The 15,161-nt window shown below is 60.7% G+C and carries 13 protein-coding genes; 9 read left to right on the top strand and 4 right to left on the bottom strand.

Annotated features, from left to right (window positions below):
- Positions 1 to 36: 36 nt before the first annotated feature.
- Positions 37 to 825: a uracil-DNA glycosylase gene (locus ACNAOV_RS05535; protein WP_416516925.1), complete on the bottom strand. Its 789-nt coding sequence runs from the start codon at positions 823 to 825 to the stop codon at positions 37 to 39.
- Between the two features lie 150 nt (positions 826 to 975).
- Between ACNAOV_RS05535 and ACNAOV_RS05530 the strand changes: the two genes are divergently transcribed.
- The 3 genes from ACNAOV_RS05530 to groL all read left to right on the top strand — a co-directional run bounded on the left by ACNAOV_RS05530 (position 976) and on the right by groL (position 3,927).
- Positions 976 to 1,620: a LytR C-terminal domain-containing protein gene (locus ACNAOV_RS05530; RefSeq protein WP_416516924.1), complete on the top strand. Its 645-nt coding sequence runs from the start codon at positions 976 to 978 to the stop codon at positions 1,618 to 1,620.
- Between the two features lie 168 nt (positions 1,621 to 1,788).
- A complete protein-coding gene (locus ACNAOV_RS05525) occupies positions 1,789 to 1,992 on the top strand; it encodes a cold-shock protein (protein WP_015022108.1) in 204 nt (67 codons plus the stop codon).
- Between the two features lie 315 nt (positions 1,993 to 2,307).
- Positions 2,308 to 3,927: a chaperonin GroEL gene (gene groL, locus ACNAOV_RS05520; RefSeq protein ID WP_416516923.1), complete on the top strand. Its 1,620-nt coding sequence runs from the start codon at positions 2,308 to 2,310 to the stop codon at positions 3,925 to 3,927.
- Between the two features lie 201 nt (positions 3,928 to 4,128).
- Here groL and ACNAOV_RS05515 read toward each other — a convergent pair whose 3' ends face one another.
- Positions 4,129 to 4,422 carry a WXG100 family type VII secretion target gene (locus ACNAOV_RS05515; protein ID WP_015022106.1) on the bottom strand — a complete coding sequence of 98 codons (294 nt, stop codon included), beginning with the start codon at positions 4,420 to 4,422 and terminating at the stop codon, positions 4,129 to 4,131.
- 69 nt (positions 4,423 to 4,491) lie between these two features.
- Between ACNAOV_RS05515 and ACNAOV_RS05510 the strand changes: the two genes are divergently transcribed.
- Both ACNAOV_RS05510 and ACNAOV_RS05505 read left to right on the top strand, forming a co-directional pair.
- Positions 4,492 to 5,283, top strand: coding sequence for a TPM domain-containing protein (locus ACNAOV_RS05510; protein ID WP_416516922.1), 792 nt, complete (start codon positions 4,492 to 4,494; stop codon positions 5,281 to 5,283).
- Positions 5,284 to 5,287: 4 nt separating this feature from the next.
- Positions 5,288 to 6,046 (top strand): response regulator transcription factor, encoded by a 759-nt coding sequence (locus tag ACNAOV_RS05505; RefSeq protein WP_416516921.1) that lies wholly within the window; start codon positions 5,288 to 5,290, stop codon positions 6,044 to 6,046.
- Positions 6,047 to 6,049: 3 nt separating this feature from the next.
- Here ACNAOV_RS05505 and ACNAOV_RS05500 read toward each other — a convergent pair whose 3' ends face one another.
- Positions 6,050 to 6,178 (bottom strand): hypothetical protein, encoded by a 129-nt coding sequence (locus ACNAOV_RS05500; protein WP_416516920.1) that lies wholly within the window; start codon positions 6,176 to 6,178, stop codon positions 6,050 to 6,052.
- On the opposite strand from ACNAOV_RS05500, the gene ACNAOV_RS05495 reads away from it, so the two are divergent.
- From ACNAOV_RS05495 to ACNAOV_RS05480, 4 genes are all read left to right on the top strand, one after another.
- Entirely contained in the window at positions 6,177 to 7,991 is a 1,815-nt protein-coding gene (locus ACNAOV_RS05495; protein ID WP_416516919.1) for a sensor histidine kinase, read from the top strand. The genes ACNAOV_RS05500 and ACNAOV_RS05495 overlap by 2 nt on opposite strands.
- Before the next feature lie 86 nt (positions 7,992 to 8,077).
- The gene (locus tag ACNAOV_RS05490; RefSeq protein WP_015022102.1) at positions 8,078 to 8,467 is read left to right on the top strand and encodes a cold-shock protein; all 390 of its coding nucleotides are present in this window, start codon (positions 8,078 to 8,080) and stop codon (positions 8,465 to 8,467) included.
- A gap of 68 nt (positions 8,468 to 8,535) precedes the next feature.
- Complete coding sequence (locus tag ACNAOV_RS05485) at positions 8,536 to 9,540, top strand: DUF3027 domain-containing protein (protein WP_416516918.1); 1,005 nt, start codon at positions 8,536 to 8,538, stop codon at positions 9,538 to 9,540.
- Between the two features lie 103 nt (positions 9,541 to 9,643).
- Positions 9,644 to 12,292 (top strand): ATP-dependent Clp protease ATP-binding subunit, encoded by a 2,649-nt coding sequence (locus ACNAOV_RS05480; protein WP_416516917.1) that lies wholly within the window; start codon positions 9,644 to 9,646, stop codon positions 12,290 to 12,292.
- A gap of 424 nt (positions 12,293 to 12,716) precedes the next feature.
- On the opposite strand, the gene ACNAOV_RS05475 is transcribed toward ACNAOV_RS05480, so the two are convergent.
- Entirely contained in the window at positions 12,717 to 15,149 is a 2,433-nt protein-coding gene (locus tag ACNAOV_RS05475; RefSeq protein ID WP_416516916.1) for an energy-coupling factor transporter ATPase, read from the bottom strand.
- Positions 15,150 to 15,161 lie beyond the last annotated feature (12 nt).

Here is a 15,161-nt window from a genome sequence, read left to right as displayed (position 1 = left end):
GGTAACGGCATTTCCTGACGACTCAGCCGGCAGGACTCAGGTCAGAGACCAGTCCACCGGCTCGGCACCCATGGCCTCCAGCGCCTGGTTGGCCTTGGAGAATGGGCGGGAACCGAAGAAACCGTACCGGGCCGACAAGGGGCTGGGATGTGGGGATTTGATGATGGCTGCGTTGGTCAGTAGGGGCTCTAGGCTCTGGGCTTGCCGTCCCCAAAGGATGGCCACCAGGGGCCGGACCTTGCCCTCCTGGTCGCGTCTGTCATTCAGGGCTCGGATGGCGGCATCGGTGATTTCCTCCCAACCCTTGTTCCGGTGGCTGGCAGGCTTGCCCACCCGGACAGTCAGGCAACGGTTGAGCAACATGACCCCTCGTCTGGTCCAAGGCGTCAGATCGCCGTTGGAGGGCGTGGGAAGGCCTAGGTCGGAGTTCAGCTCGGCATAGATATTGCGCAGTGAGCCGGGAATTGGGCTGACTGAAGGGTCCACGCAGAAGCTCAGGCCCACAGGATGGCCGGGTGTCGGGTAGGGATCCTGGCCCACGATTAGGACCTTGATGGAGTCGAAGGGAATGGTAAAGGCGCGCAGAATGTTTTTGCTGGCAGGAAGATAGCGGTGGCCCTGGGCCAGTTCGCTCCTGAGGAAGTCGCCCATTCGATGAATGTTGGGTTCGACGGGTGCCAGAGCACGGGCCCAGCCGGGGTCCACCAGGGCGCTCAGAGGTTTGCGCTGGGTTCGGCCCTGGCCTCCTGCTATGGTCGGAGGATTGGTACCGGTGCGGTTCGTCGGCTCAGGGGAGGTTGTGGCAATTGGCTGGCTGCTGTTCATAAGGTCACTATATCGCTTGGCGATATGGGTTGGTCAGGACTGCCTCGGCCATTCCAGGGTTGGCGGAGGACGTCGAGTGGTCAGTTGAATGTTGACCCGGCGGAGCGTTACTTATAATGGTTCAGGATCCGGTGGAGCAGAGGAGAGTTCATGGCTAGCACGCGCGACAATGGGACGCAGGCGCGCCCTCAGGTTCATGATGCGTTCGACAACCCTCCCAAGGGGCCGGTCGGCGTGCATCGCGGGCCTCGTTCCCTGTCGGTCAGGGTCCTGCCCTATCTGCTGGTAGTTGTCCTGGCGGTGCTGTGCGGTCTGGGCCTATGGGCTGCCGTCAGCGGCTCACTGCCCTGGCAGCAGACGCACACTGAAGCTTCCCGAGTCATCAGCAGCCATCTGCCCAAGCGTTCAGCATCCTCTTCGGCTTCAAGCAACGCGACTGCTACCGATCAAGCCTCCCAGGAACAAACTTCTGAGCCGTCCTCTCAGTCGCCTTCGACAAGTGCTTCCAGCAGCAGTCCCGCTCCTGTGGTCAACCGGGGCACGCGGGTCACTGTCATCAATGGAACCAGGGTCACCGGGTATGCCGGCAAGAAGCGCCAGGTTCTGGTCAATGCCGGTTACACTGCGGTCACGGCATCCAACCCGCAAGGTGCCCTGCCTGGCGTAAGCACGGTCCGCTACCGCGACGAGGCCGACAAGGCCACCGCCCAAGAGGTGGCCAACGTGTTGGGTATCGCCCAGGTGGAGCAGTCTTCAGTGGCCTCCACTCCGGTGGAAGCCATCCTCATGAAGTAAGTTCCGTCCACCGGACGGCGGAGGAAATACGACGGCACAAGATTCAGAATTTCGGCTCGGCGTTTTGCAATTGCCTCATAAATAGGCCTAAACTGACTTTGCCGACCAGGCAGATGCGGTCAGTCTCGTATCTGTTGTGACGCGGCACCTATGTTAAGGAAGTTAGTTATGGCACAAGGCACTGTGAAATTCTTCAGCGCTGGCAAGGGTTACGGATTCATCAATCCCGACGATGGCGGCGAGGACGTGTTCGTGCACTACTCGGCCATTCAGTCCGATGGCTTCAAGACCCTTGATGAGGGAGATAAGGTCGAATATCAGGTGGAGCAGGGCCCCAAGGGTCTGCAGGCAACCAAGGTCACCAAGCTCTGATTGTCGTCTTCTGTATTCGTCATGGGGACCCCGGTCATTCCGGGGTCCTTTTTTATGACACGTTGCCTATAGCCAGATCTGAGCCAGGACTGCGCGGGTGCGGATTGTTTGTCGGCGCGACCGATATTTCTGGGCAAATATGACATACAGCCTGCAGCGTATTTTCACTTCGGGTTGGCACTCGGCCTTATCGAGTGCTAATCTGCTGAATTAGCACTCGAGGTGCGGGAGTGATAACGCGACAGCTGACGGTCGGGTTCCGTTCCACGCCGACAGTGGGTCATGAAACCTCAAGCCATGACGGAGGAAGCAACAATGGCAAAAATCATCGAGTATGACGAGGAAGCTCGTCAGGGCATGCTTGCCGGCCTGGACAAGCTGGCCGATACAGTCAAGGTCACTCTGGGCCCCAAGGGTCGCAATGTGGTGCTGGATAAGTCCTATGGCGCACCGACCATCACCAACGATGGCGTCTCCATCGCCAAGGAGATCGACCTGGAGGATCCCTACGAGCGCATCGGCGCCGAGCTGGTCAAGGAAGTCGCCAAGAAGACTGACGACGTCGCCGGAGACGGCACCACCACCGCCACCGTGCTGGCCCAGGCCCTGGTGCATGAGGGTCTGAAGAACGTGGCTGCCGGGTCCAACCCGATCGCCCTGCGCCGCGGCATCGAGAAGGCTGCCGACGCCATCGTCAAGGAGCTCGTGGCCCAGTCCAAGGAAGTCGAGACCAAGGACCAGATTGCTGCCACCGCCACCATCTCCGCAGGCGACCCTGAGATCGGCAATGAGATCGCCGAGGCTCTGGACAAGGTCGGCCAGGACGGCGTGGTCACCGTCGAGGACAACAACCGCTTCGGCCTGGACCTGGAGTTCACCGAGGGCATGCGCTTCGACAAGGGCTACATCGCTCCCTACTTCGTCACCAACAACGATGACCAGACCGCTGTCCTGGATGATCCCTACATTCTGCTGACCTCGGGCAAGGTCTCCAGCCAGCAGGACGTGGTCCACATCGCCGAGCTGGTCATGAAGACCGGCAAGCCCTTGCTGATCGTGGCCGAGGATGTGGACGGCGAGGCGCTGCCCACCCTGATCCTCAACAAGATTCGCGGTACCTTCAACTCTTGCGCCGTCAAGGCTCCTGGCTTCGGCGACCGCCGCAAGGCCATGCTGCAGGATATGGCCATTCTGACCGGCGCACAGGTTGTCTCCGATGAGCTTGGTCTCAAGCTGGACTCCATTGACATGAGCGTGCTGGGCACTGCCAAGAAGGTCATCGTCTCCAAGGACGAGACCACCATCGTCTCCGGTGGCGGTTCGAAGGACGAGGTCTCCGCACGCGTGGGCCAGATCCGTACTGAGATCGAGAACACCGACTCCGATTACGACCGCGAGAAGCTGCAGGAGCGGCTGGCCAAGCTGGCCGGCGGCGTGGCCGTCATCAAGGTCGGCGCAGCCACTGAGGTCGAGGCCAAGGAGCGCAAGCACCGCATCGAGGATGCCGTCCGTAACGCCAAGGCCGCCATCGAAGAGGGCCTGCTGCCCGGAGGCGGCGTGGCTCTGGTTCAGGCCGCTGCCAAGGCCGAGAAGGATGTCAAGCTGGACGGCGACGAGTCCACCGGTGCCTCCATCGTCTTCCGCGCCATTGAGGCCCCCATCAAGCAGATTGCCGAGAACAGCGGCGTCTCCGGTGACGTGGTCATCAACAAGGTCCGTTCGCTGCCTGCTGGCCAGGGCTTCAACGCCGCCAACAACGAGTACCAGGACCTGCTGCAGGCCGGCGTGGCCGACCCCGTCAAGGTGACCCGGTCCGCGCTGCAGAACGCTGCCTCCATCGCCGGGCTCTTCCTGACCACCGAGGCTGTCGTGGCCAACAAGCCTGAGCCTCCGGCACCTGCTGCCGCTCAGCCTCAGGGCGACATGGGTTACTGATCCCTATAGGTTCGGCCGAAGGTTTTCCGGCTGAATCTGTCGATCGCCAAGGACAGGGGCCTGCGCACCGGACAATGGTGCGCAGGCCCCTGTCTCTGTTATGGTCTGTCTTCCTATATGCGCCAGCATATGTTTGCCAGGTCCGAGCCCGATAGGCGATGGTCAAATAGTCAGGGCTGCATCTATGTAGCTCCCAGGCGTTCAGGCTCCGGCGAAGAGACGGGTGGCCTGGGCTTCGGTGTCTGCGTAGAGAGCCGAGGCCTGGGTCAGGGCCGCTTGGATGCCTTCAAGTGCCTGCTCCATCTGGGCCTGCGAGGCGCGCCACTGCTGGGCCACCGTGGCGAATTGGCTTGCCGCCGAACCCTGCCAGACGCTTTGGAGGTTGTCCAGATTGGTGTACATTCCTGCGACGGCATCTCTGATGGCCCCTATCGAGCCGCTGACCGCGCCGGAGGCTGTCTGTATCTGATCCGAATCAACTTGGAATCGTGTCATGGTTGTCCTTTCCGTGAATGGCGGTGATGGTGGGGGAGTCCAATGCCGTCAACCGCTACTGTGGACACTATGACAGTGTTCACGCAGTTGCCCCGTCCGCGGACCCATGTGGTCGAACGAGTTTCCCTCCACAAGACGAGCCCGTTCAGTCTTTCAGCAGTGAAGCGGATTCTGGCTTTCCTGCTCTTGATGGTTTTGGCGGTCGGCATCCTTGGACCGACCAGTGCTTTTGCCGATGAACCTGAGACCGGGGCCGGGACCATGACCGATACAATAACCGATCCGCAGAATCTGCTGGGTTCTGATGTGGGCTCCGTCAAGGATGCAATCAAGGAGACTGCAAAGCAAACCGGAGTATCGGTCCGACTGCTCTACCTGCCGCATTTCTATGAGGGCGTCAAGCCGGAGACCTGGGCATCCCGGGTGCTCGAATCGATGAAGCCCGCCCACGACACAGTCATGCTGGCCGTGGCCTCTCAGGACGGCAAATTGGTCGTGGCGGTCTCCAGCAACTCGCAGGCCTGGCTCAAGGATCAAACCAGCGTGGATCAGCTCTCACAGGCTGCTCTGGAGCCGGTCACCAAGGGCCGGAACCCTGACTGGGTGGGCTCGGCCAAGGCCATGATGACCCAGGTGGAGACCCTGAACCAAAACCAACGGCATCACCGGATCATGATTATCGCTCTTTCGGCGACGGCTGTGGTCCTGGTCATTCTGGCCGTGGTCGTTGTGATCTGGTGGCGTCGCAGCAGCCGAGCCGGGGCTCATCATCGCAAGTCCAGAGCGGTGAAGAAGGAACCAAAGCCGACAGAGACGGTCAGCGAACTTTCAGACAATACCCAGAAAGAGGCGGCAAGCTGAAGCCATGAGCAAACCGACGCAAGCACAACTGGTCGTGGTCGACGACGAACCCTCCATCAGGGATCTGCTTGTGGCCTCCCTGCATTTCGCGGGCTTTGCTGTCGAGACCGCGGCATCCGGCTCCGAGGCTATTCAGGTCATCGAGCGCATCCAGCCAGATTTGATTGTCTTGGATGTCATGCTGCCTGACATCGATGGGTTTACGGTCACCTCCCGCATCCGTCAGGAGGGAATCGATGCGCCGGTGCTTTTCCTGACCGCCAGGGACGACACCCAGGACAAGGTCATGGGGTTGACTGTGGGCGGCGACGATTATGTGACCAAGCCTTTCAGCCTGGAGGAGGTCGTGGCCAGGATCAAGGCCATACTGCGCAGGACCCGCGAGCACCAGGAGGACGACCCGATCATTCGCGTTGGCGATCTGGAGATCAACGAGGATTCCCACGACGTGACCAGGGCCGGCCGACCTATCGACCTGAGCCCGACCGAATACAAGCTGTTGCGCTACCTGATGGACAATGAGGGTCGCGTGCTCAGCAAGGCGCAGATCCTGGACCACGTCTGGCAGTACGATTGGGGCGGCGACGCGGCCATTGTGGAATCCTACATCTCCTACCTGCGCAAGAAGGTGGATGGCATCACCGTCAACGACGGACACGGCGGGGAGCACAAGGTCACCCCGCTGATCGAAACCAAGCGGGGCATCGGATACATGATCAGGGCACCCCGGCAGAACGCATCGGATGGCGGCGATGGCGACTAGCCCTCAGGGTCCGACCCCCAAGGCAAAACCACCAGCTGCTCCCGATCCGAGGGCGGCTGACAGGTCCAGGTCCTCCATGGGTTCGGACTCCGGCAAGACAGCCGGATCCAGCAAGCCGAGGGGTCGCTCCATGCCTAGATCGCCTCTGGCTGCCATCCCCCTAAGCACCAAACTTGTGGCCAGCATGCTCATCCTGCTCATCGTGGGCACGGTGGGCGTTTCTGTAGCCATCTGCCAGATGGCCGACGACTATCTGATGAAACGCACGGACACCCAGTTGATCCGCCAGGCCAACCTGGGCATTCGCAACGCCACCCTTCTTCGCCAGGAGGATCTGAGCAAGAACGGTCTGGGTCCAACAGATTACTTCCTGCAGATCCGCGACAACGACCTGCACATCATTTCGGACGATCTGAATCCCATGCAGGTCAACGGGGTCATCTCTCGCCCGCGCCTACCAGCCGACGGCAGCCTGGGCTCGATACCCCTGGGCCAGCCGACCACGGTACCTGCCTACTTGCGCGTCTCCAAGCAGGCCTCGCCCGACCGGGACACCATGAAGCGGGCCCGGGCATCCTGGCGTGTGGTGGCCATGCAGTGGAAGCTGCGCAATGAGCTGGACGATTCCGAAATCAGCGGCGTGCTTTTCATCGGCCTGTCCATGAGCGACCAGGACGAAGCTGTGCATGATCTGACGGCTTTCTGCATGATCATTTCCGTCGTGGTGGTCCTTCTGGGAGGAGTCATCTCGGTCCTGCTGATTCAGTCCACCCTGGTTCCCCTCAAGCGTATCGAGAAGACTGCTGCGAAGATAGCGGCCGGCGACCTTTCCCAACGCATTCCCAGCTTCCCCGAGAATACCGAGGTAGGCTCACTGGCGGCATCCTTGAATGCCATGCTGGCGCGAATCGAGCATTCCTTCGAGGAGCAGCGCCAGACCACTGAAAAGATGAAACAGTTCGTTTCGGATGCCAGCCATGAGCTGCGTACCCCACTGGCAGCCATCCACGGCTATGCAGAGCTTTACAGGATGCAGCGCGACTATCCCGGGGCTCTGGAGCGGGCTGACAAGTCCATCCAGCACATCGAGGACTCTTCCACCAGGATGACGGTCCTGGTCACGGATCTGCTCTCGCTTGCACGCCTTGATGAGGGCAGGGGGATTGACCCGACCCTGTCAGTCGATCTGACCGGACTGGTTCGAGACGGGGTGGACGACCTGCATGCCCTGGATCTGGGAAGAGAAGTGGCTACAGGAAAGGTTTGCCTGCATACCGAGGATCAGCCTGCCCCCCAGGAGGTGCCGGCCACCGCCAACAAGGGACTGTCAGGCCTCAAAGGACGCAACAAGGAGAAAATCACTGTGGGCGGGCACCTGGGCCCATCGGTCAGCCTGGACATTCAGAAGGGCCCCCTGCCATCGGTGCAGGTGACTGGCGACCCCAACCGCCTACGACAGGTGATTACCAATATCGTGGGCAATATCCACCGCTACACTCCGGCTGATTCGCCGGTGCAGGTGGGATTGGGCCTGGTCAAGGCGACCATCGCCCCAGCGGACCTGACTAGGTTGGAGGCCACAGAGTCTTCGCTGGGACGATTGACCGAGGCGATCCAGGTGGCAGAGAACAGCCATGTGGGCACCGACTACGCCATCATTCGCGTGGTCGATCACGGGCCCGGAGTCCCGGAGGAATCCAGGTCAAGGCTTTTCGAGCGCTTCTACACGGCCGACCCGTCCAGGGCCCGGGAGAAGGGCGGCACGGGTCTTGGACTGGCCATTGTACAGTCCATCGTCAAGGCCCATCAAGGGTTCATCTGCGCCTCGCAGACCCCGGGAGGCGGCTTGACTTTCACCATCGTCATACCCCAGGGTGTGAGGCGGGATCAGGGTGGCGTTGAGGATCAAGCCAATCCTGCTGCCAACCGCCCCGTACGCCTATGACAAGATGGGTCGTCCTGCCTGTCCAGGTCAGGTAGACTGATTTCGGATATACCTGTTCAAGAAGCAATGTAAGGAAGTGGCAGAGCATGCCCAGCGGGAGAGTACGTTGGTACGACGCCAAGCGGGGGTTCGGGTTCATCACGGATGAGCAAGGTGGGGATGTCTTCCTGCCCTCATCAGCCCTGCCTGCTGGGGTATCCACCATACGCAAGGGATCCCGGGTGGAGTTCTCGGTGGCTGAGGGCCGCAAGGGCCCCCAGGCCCTGGACCTGAAGCTGGTGGGGCCGACCCCCTCCATCCTGCGTGCCAAGCGACCCGATCCGGACGATATGGCCGCTATCGTGGAGGATCTGATAAAGCTGCTGGATTCGGCTGGTAATGGCCTGCGTCGGCACCACTATCCGGGTCGGGCTGAATCCGCTAAGCTGGCCACCCTCCTGAGGGCTGTGGCCGATGACTTTGACGTGCCGGACTGAGTGGACGGCGAAAAGAATCCGACGTGGATCGGTCTGGTCCGATCCCACTGATGATGAAGGTGTGATAGATGGTTCAAGAGGACCTGGATCCTGAGGAACTGGCCAGGCGAGTGGCTCTGAGCGTTGCTGCCGACAGTGATGAGGTCGGTGGGCTGGTCGGCCGCACCCTGATTGGGGATGGAGTCTGGGACTACCGGTTTGTCTCGGCCATCAAGGGCTACGAGGGCTGGCAGTGGTCGGTCACTCTTTACCATGATGAGGATGCCGATACCTGGACTGTGGATGAATCCTCTCTGGTGCCCACCGATGCGGCCCTGCAGCCCCCGGCCTGGGTTCCCTGGAAGGATCGTCTCCTGCCCTCGGATCTGAGCGTGACCGATGCCATGGGAACCGATCCCGACGACCCCAGGCTGACAGCCGGATACAAGCCTGTGCAGGCTAGCCTTCAGGCTTCCGAAGTGCAGCAGACCCCAGGGGACAATGAAGAAGGCCAGAAAGCACCGGCCTCGGTTGATGCTGACGGTACAGATGAGGAGACCGACGGTGCGGTCTTCCGCCTGTTGGATCGCTCAGGTGACGAGAAAGACATTCACGGGCAGGAACAGAATGATCAGGTTTCCTTTGGCGCGCAGACTTCTTCCGACGACCTGGATGAGGCCGTTGACCGTTTCGCTCTGACTCGTCGACACCTGATGACCGCCGAGGCCAGGTCTGCCACTGCCAAGCGTTGGTACGAAGGGCAGCACGGCCCCAAGTCCCTGTCGACCCGGACGGCCAAGGGCAAGGCCTGCGAGACCTGCGGCTTCATGATTCCCCTGGCAGGTGATCTGGGAACCATGTTCGGCGTCTGTGCCAATCGTTGGAGCCCGGATGACGGGCGTGTGGTCTCCCTGGATCATGGCTGCGGTGAGCATTCCGAGATCGAGCCCCAGGAGGAATCTCATCTCTGGGTCCAGTCCCAGCCGGCCTATGACGATCTTCATATTGATGTGGTCAGACAAAAGCCCCGCGAGGAGCGCCCTGAGGTGGAACTCATGGAGCAGATACAGTCGGAAGACGGCTCAGAGGACTGATGCCAAGGCCCCCGTTGCGTTCAGAGCGCAATCCCCGCTGGGCCGAGAATAAACGTCACCGTAAATCTGTAGAGTGAATTACGGATCAAAGGGAAGGACAAGTATGTTCGAACGGTTTACCGACCGTGCGCGGCGGGTGATTGTGCTGGCGCAGGAAGAGGCCCGCACCCTGCAGCACAATTACATCGGCACCGAGCACCTCCTCCTGGGCCTGATCAGGGAGGGTGACGGTGTTGCCGCCAAGGCCCTGGCCTCCAAGGGAGTGGAACTGGATGCCACCCGCAAACAGGTCGAGGAGATGATCGGTAAGGGCAATGCGGTTCCCAATGGGCACATCCCATTTACGCCGCACGCCCGTCAGGTACTGGAGCTGTCGCTGCGCGAGGCGCTTCAGCTGGGCCACTCTTACATTGGCACTGAGCACATTCTGCTGGGACTCATCCGCGAGGGTGAGGGCGTCGGCACCCAGGTGCTGATCAAGATGGGTGTGGACCTGGGCGATCTGCGGACTGCCACTATTGACATGATTCGCGGCAACCACGAGGGCGGCGACGCAGGCAAGGGCGATCTGGCCAATGCCGGCGGTGTTTCCAACAAGGGCGGACAGACCGGTTCGGCCATCCTGGACCAGTTCGGCAGAAACCTGACCCAGGAAGCCGCTGAAGGCAAGCTGGACCCGGTCATCGGCCGGGCCAACGAGATCGAGCGGGTCATGGTCGTCCTGTCCAGGAGGACCAAGAACAACCCTGTGCTGATCGGCGAGCCTGGCGTAGGCAAGACGGCCGTGGTCGAGGGCCTGGCACAGAAGATCCACAACGGCGATGTCCCCGAGACCCTCAAGGGCAAGCAGGTCTATTCGCTGGATCTGGGTTCCATGGTGGCCGGTTCCCGCTATCGTGGCGACTTCGAGGAGCGTCTGAAGAAGGTGCTCAAGGAGATCAAGACCCGGGGCGACATCATCCTCTTCATCGATGAGATTCACACCATCGTCGGCGCAGGTTCGGCCGACGGGGCCTTGGGTGCCTCTGACATGCTCAAGCCTCTGCTGGCCCGCGGAGAACTGCAGACCATCGGAGCGACCACCACCGACGAGTACCGCAAGTACATCGAGAAGGATGCGGCTCTGGAGCGGCGCTTCCAGCCCATTCAGGTCTCAGAGCCCACCATCGCCCAGACCATCGAGATCCTCAAGGGTCTGCGTGGCCGCTACGAGCATCATCACCATGTCACGATCACCGACAAGGCCCTGCAGTCGGCGGCCGAGCTCTCTGCGCGCTACATCCAGGACAGGAACCTGCCTGACAAGGCTATCGATCTGATCGATGAGGCCGGCGCACGTCTACGCATCAAGCGGCTGACCGCTCCGCCGGAGCTCAAGGAGCTGGATGCCAAGGTGGATCGCATCTCCGCTCAGAAGGACAAGGCCATCAAGGACCAGGACTTCGAGAAGGCCGCTCAGCTGCGCGACAGCCAGGAGAAGCTGGAGGCCGAGCGCAAGGAGAAGGAGCAGGCCTGGCACGAGGGCGAGTCCGACGTCAAGATGGTTGTCGACGAGGATGTAATCGCCGAGGTGGTCTCCTCGACCACCGGCATCCCGGTCTTCAAGCTGACCCAGGTCGAGTCCAAGAAACTCCTGGGTATGGAGAAGGAGCTGCACAAGCGGATCATCGGCCAGGATGAGGCCGTCTCCGCCCTGTCCCGCTCCATCCGCCGTACCCGTGTGGGCCTCAAGGACCCCAAGCGTCCAGCAGGTTCCTTCATCTTCGCCGGTCCCACCGGCGTGGGCAAGACCGAGCTGGCCAAGGCTCTGGCCCAGTTCCTCTTTGACGATGAGGATGCCCTGATCCGGGTGGATATGTCCGAGTTCTCGGAGAAGTACTCTACCTCCCGTCTCTTCGGCGCCCCTCCGGGGTATGTGGGATACGAAGAGGGCGGCGAGCTGACCGAGAAGGTCAGGCGCAAGCCATTCTCCGTGGTCCTCTTCGACGAGATCGAGAAGGCTCATCCGGACATCTTCAACACCCTTCTGCAGGTGCTGGACGACGGCCATCTGACCGATGGACAGGGTCGCGTGGTGGACTTCAAGAACACCATCATCATCCTGACCACCAACCTGGGAACCCGCGACATCGCCAAGGCGGCCAACACCGGCTTCAACGTGAGCGGCAACACTGAGACCTCCTATCAGCGGATGAAGGATCAGGTGACCAGCGAGCTCAAGCAGCAGTTCAGGCCTGAGTTCCTGAACCGCTTGGATGACATCATCGTCTTCCAGCAGCTGACTGAGCCCCAGGTCCGTCAGATCGTCGATTTGGACATCGCTCAGCTCAACGATCGTCTCTTTGAGCGCCACATGTCCCTGGATTTGACCGACAAGGCCAAGGATCTGCTGGCCGAGAAGGGCTTCGACCCGCTCCTGGGTGCCCGGCCTCTGCGCCGCGTCATCCAGCGGGACATCGAGGATGCGGTCTCCGAGAAGATCCTAATGGGCGACCTTACGGACAATGAGTCCGTTCAGGTCGATGCCGAAGGTGAGGGCATCCTGGGTGAGTTCACCTTTACTGGCAAGCCCTTCGAGGGACCCCGTCATGCGGCCAGCTCTGCTGATGGGCAGGACCAGAAGTCTGAACTGGTCGGAGCTTCGGTAGGTGCTTCCGACGCTGATCTGCCATCAGCAGGTGAGACTGACAGTCAGAGCCAGGATGGCCAAGGTTCTGAGCAGGCAGGTCAGAGTTCGCCTGCTAGTGACTGAGACACTGGGTTAATGCCCGACGCGGCTGACTAAAGAGGGGCTGGAGCACTGTCCATGTGCTCCAGCCCCTCTTATTTTGTGCTGCCGAGGGTAATTTATGTTGATCTCTGCAATATGGTCCTTAAAGCATTGTTTGAGATATATGGCGTCTATTGGCAGAGTGAGCCCCGGATTCGTTTTGCCTCACGAGTCCATCGAGGGGATTAATCATGTTCTTATATCAAGCCTACGTCTGCGATGAAATTGATAGTTAGTGACGCTAGCGTTCCCGAGTCAGCCTCCGATTCACAACGGCTCGTTTACTCGGGTAGCCGAGTAGCCGACGACTCGGGCAGTTGCGTGATGGAATACTTAGGCCAGGCACGGGAGAAGGCCTAGTTGACCGAAAGGACAGCGGGGTAAGCGCTTGATGTAGCCTGACTGCTCAGAACAGGGGATGCAGCAGCAGGGCCAGCAGGTAGAGAGCCATAAGAGCGATGAACAGGATATCCATCCTGCCCAGTCGCAGTAGGCGGTAGTGGGTACGCTCTTGGCGACTACCCTCATAGCATCGGGCATCCAGGGCACGGCTCAGATTGTCAGCGTGGCGTAGGGCTCCGGCGAAGACGGGAACCGTGATAGCTATGGCCGCATGCAAGCGTTGCGAGAGCGATCCGGACTCGATGGATCCGCCGCGGGCGGCCTGGGCTTCCACGATGGCCTGAACCTCACGACCCAGGGTGGGGATGAAGCGCAGGGCCAGTGATAGAACCAGAGCGATCTCATTGGTGTGGATGCCCAGCCTGGACAGCGGGCTCAGCAGGGATTCACAGGCATCGGTCATCTGTGTCGGGGTGGTGGTCTCCACCAGGAGCGCTCCCAGAAAGATGATCAGCATGAAGCGGCAGGCGTAGAGCACAGCCACCCATATGCCGCCGGTGGTCAGCACGAATGGACCCCAGGTAGCCAGTCTGCGGCCAGTTTGTGTGACCAAAAGATTGAACAGGGCCAGCAGAAGCATGAGGGCCAGAAAGCCCTTGACTGAGTTCAAGATGGAACGCAGTGGAGCTCGGGCGGCGGCAAAGAGACCGACAGTGACCACCAGCGCCAGAATAAGTTGCGCTGGCGTGGAGATGGCGAAAGCGGTGAACATGGCTAGGAGGAAGGTCACCAGCTTGGCTCGCGGGTCTAACCTCGCCAGCAAGGAGAGGGGTTTCTGGTCGACTTGAGTGTGATCCGCTTTCTTCCTGGTAGTTTCCTTGCCAGCGACTTCCTTTCGCGTTGCCTCTGTTGCGAGCAGTTGGTGGTAGCGCTCCACTACTTCAGCAGTAGGCCCATAGGCTAGTGTTTCTCCATGCTCCAGAAGCAGGGTCTGGTCGGCCAGATCCAGGGCCTCCCGATCGGCGTGGGTGCTCATGACGATAGTGACTCCACGCTGGTGGAGCACTCGAAGCAGTCTCATGATGCCTGCGCAGGCCTGGGGATCCAGACTGGCGGTGGCCTCGTCCAAAACCAGCAGTTGAGGGCTGCAGGCCACGACTCCGGCAATCGCTGCCAAGCGCCGCTGACCCCCCGAAAGGTCGAAGGGTGAGCGGTCGGCCAGATCACTGATGCCCAGAAGCTTCATGGCATCATCCACCCGCTGCTGCACCTGCTCGGGTCCATAGCCCAGGTTGTGCGGACCATAGGCGATGTCCTGGGCTACGGTATCCGCAAAAAGCTGATGTTCGGGGTATTGCATGACATAGCCGACCCTTTGGCGCAGAAGCTTGAGATTCTGGCGTCGCAGATGCTTGGCCTTGGGTCTGTCGGGCCCAGCCAGGGGAAGGCCGGCCACCTGGATGGATCCGCTGTCGGGAGCGGCCAGGGCACAGATGAGCCTGGCCAGGGTGGACTTGCCGGATCCGTTGCGCCCGATAATGGCCAGGGTCTGTCCTGCCGCCAGCTCCAGATTTACCTGGCTGAGGGCTTTGCTGTCGGCATCCGGGAAACTGTAAGAGACATCCGATAACTTGACCATGGGAACGGCGTGGTCATCGACTGCGGTCTTCGCGTCCGGATCTGATGCCCCGTTTCGGGTCGGTGGATTTTGGTCAGGTTCGCCAACAAGGGCAGGCAGATCCTGCCTGTTCAGAATCAGATCGGGTCTTCCGGAGGCCACGATGCGTCCATGGTCAAGCACGAGGACCCGATCAGCCTGTCTGGCCTGTTCAAGCAGATGGGTGATATGGACGACAGCTGTACCCTGGGCTGTCAGTCGGCAGAGGATCGATTGAATCTCCTGTCGGCCGGCCGCATCGAGCATGGCTCCAGGTTCGTCCAGTACCATCATGCCTGGGTTCATGGCCAGGCTGCCGGCCAGGGCCAGTCGTTGCTGCTGTCCGCCAGACATGCGAGTGGGATCGTCATTCATCCGTGTCTGCAGATCCACCTGCTTCAGGGCCGCTGGCACGCTTGAGAGCATCTTTTGGCGGGGCAGGCCCAGATTCTCGGGTCCGAAAGCCACGTCGTCCTGGACGACGGTGGTCACGATCTGGTCTTCGGGGTTCTGAAAGACCATGCCGATGCTCCGCCGTGCCTGCCGGTAGGCCTCAGCGTCAATCTGCCGGCCCTGATCCGGGTTATCAAAGCAGACTGTACGGCCCATAAGCTCAACCTGGCCATGGTCAGGTGCTGTCGCACCCGAGAGGATGTTTCCCAGCGTGGATTTGCCGGAACCATTTGCCCCCAGGATGCACAGATGCTCACCTGCATGTACTTCCATGGACAGATGGTCCAAGGCCCAGGTCTGTCCTCCATCATAGGAGAAGGAGACCTGGCTGAGACGGGCGACCGTTGCCTTCGAAGTCGTGGAATCCGAGACTGTGGATTCGGTCATGGATGCTGCCAT

The organism is Bifidobacterium asteroides (assembly GCF_048001765.1).
In the GTDB taxonomy this organism is placed as follows: domain Bacteria; phylum Actinomycetota; class Actinomycetes; order Actinomycetales; family Bifidobacteriaceae; genus Bombiscardovia; species Bombiscardovia asteroides_K.
The sequence above is the reverse complement of the archived record's forward strand: the minus strand, read 5'-3'. Positions and strand labels throughout refer to the sequence as shown.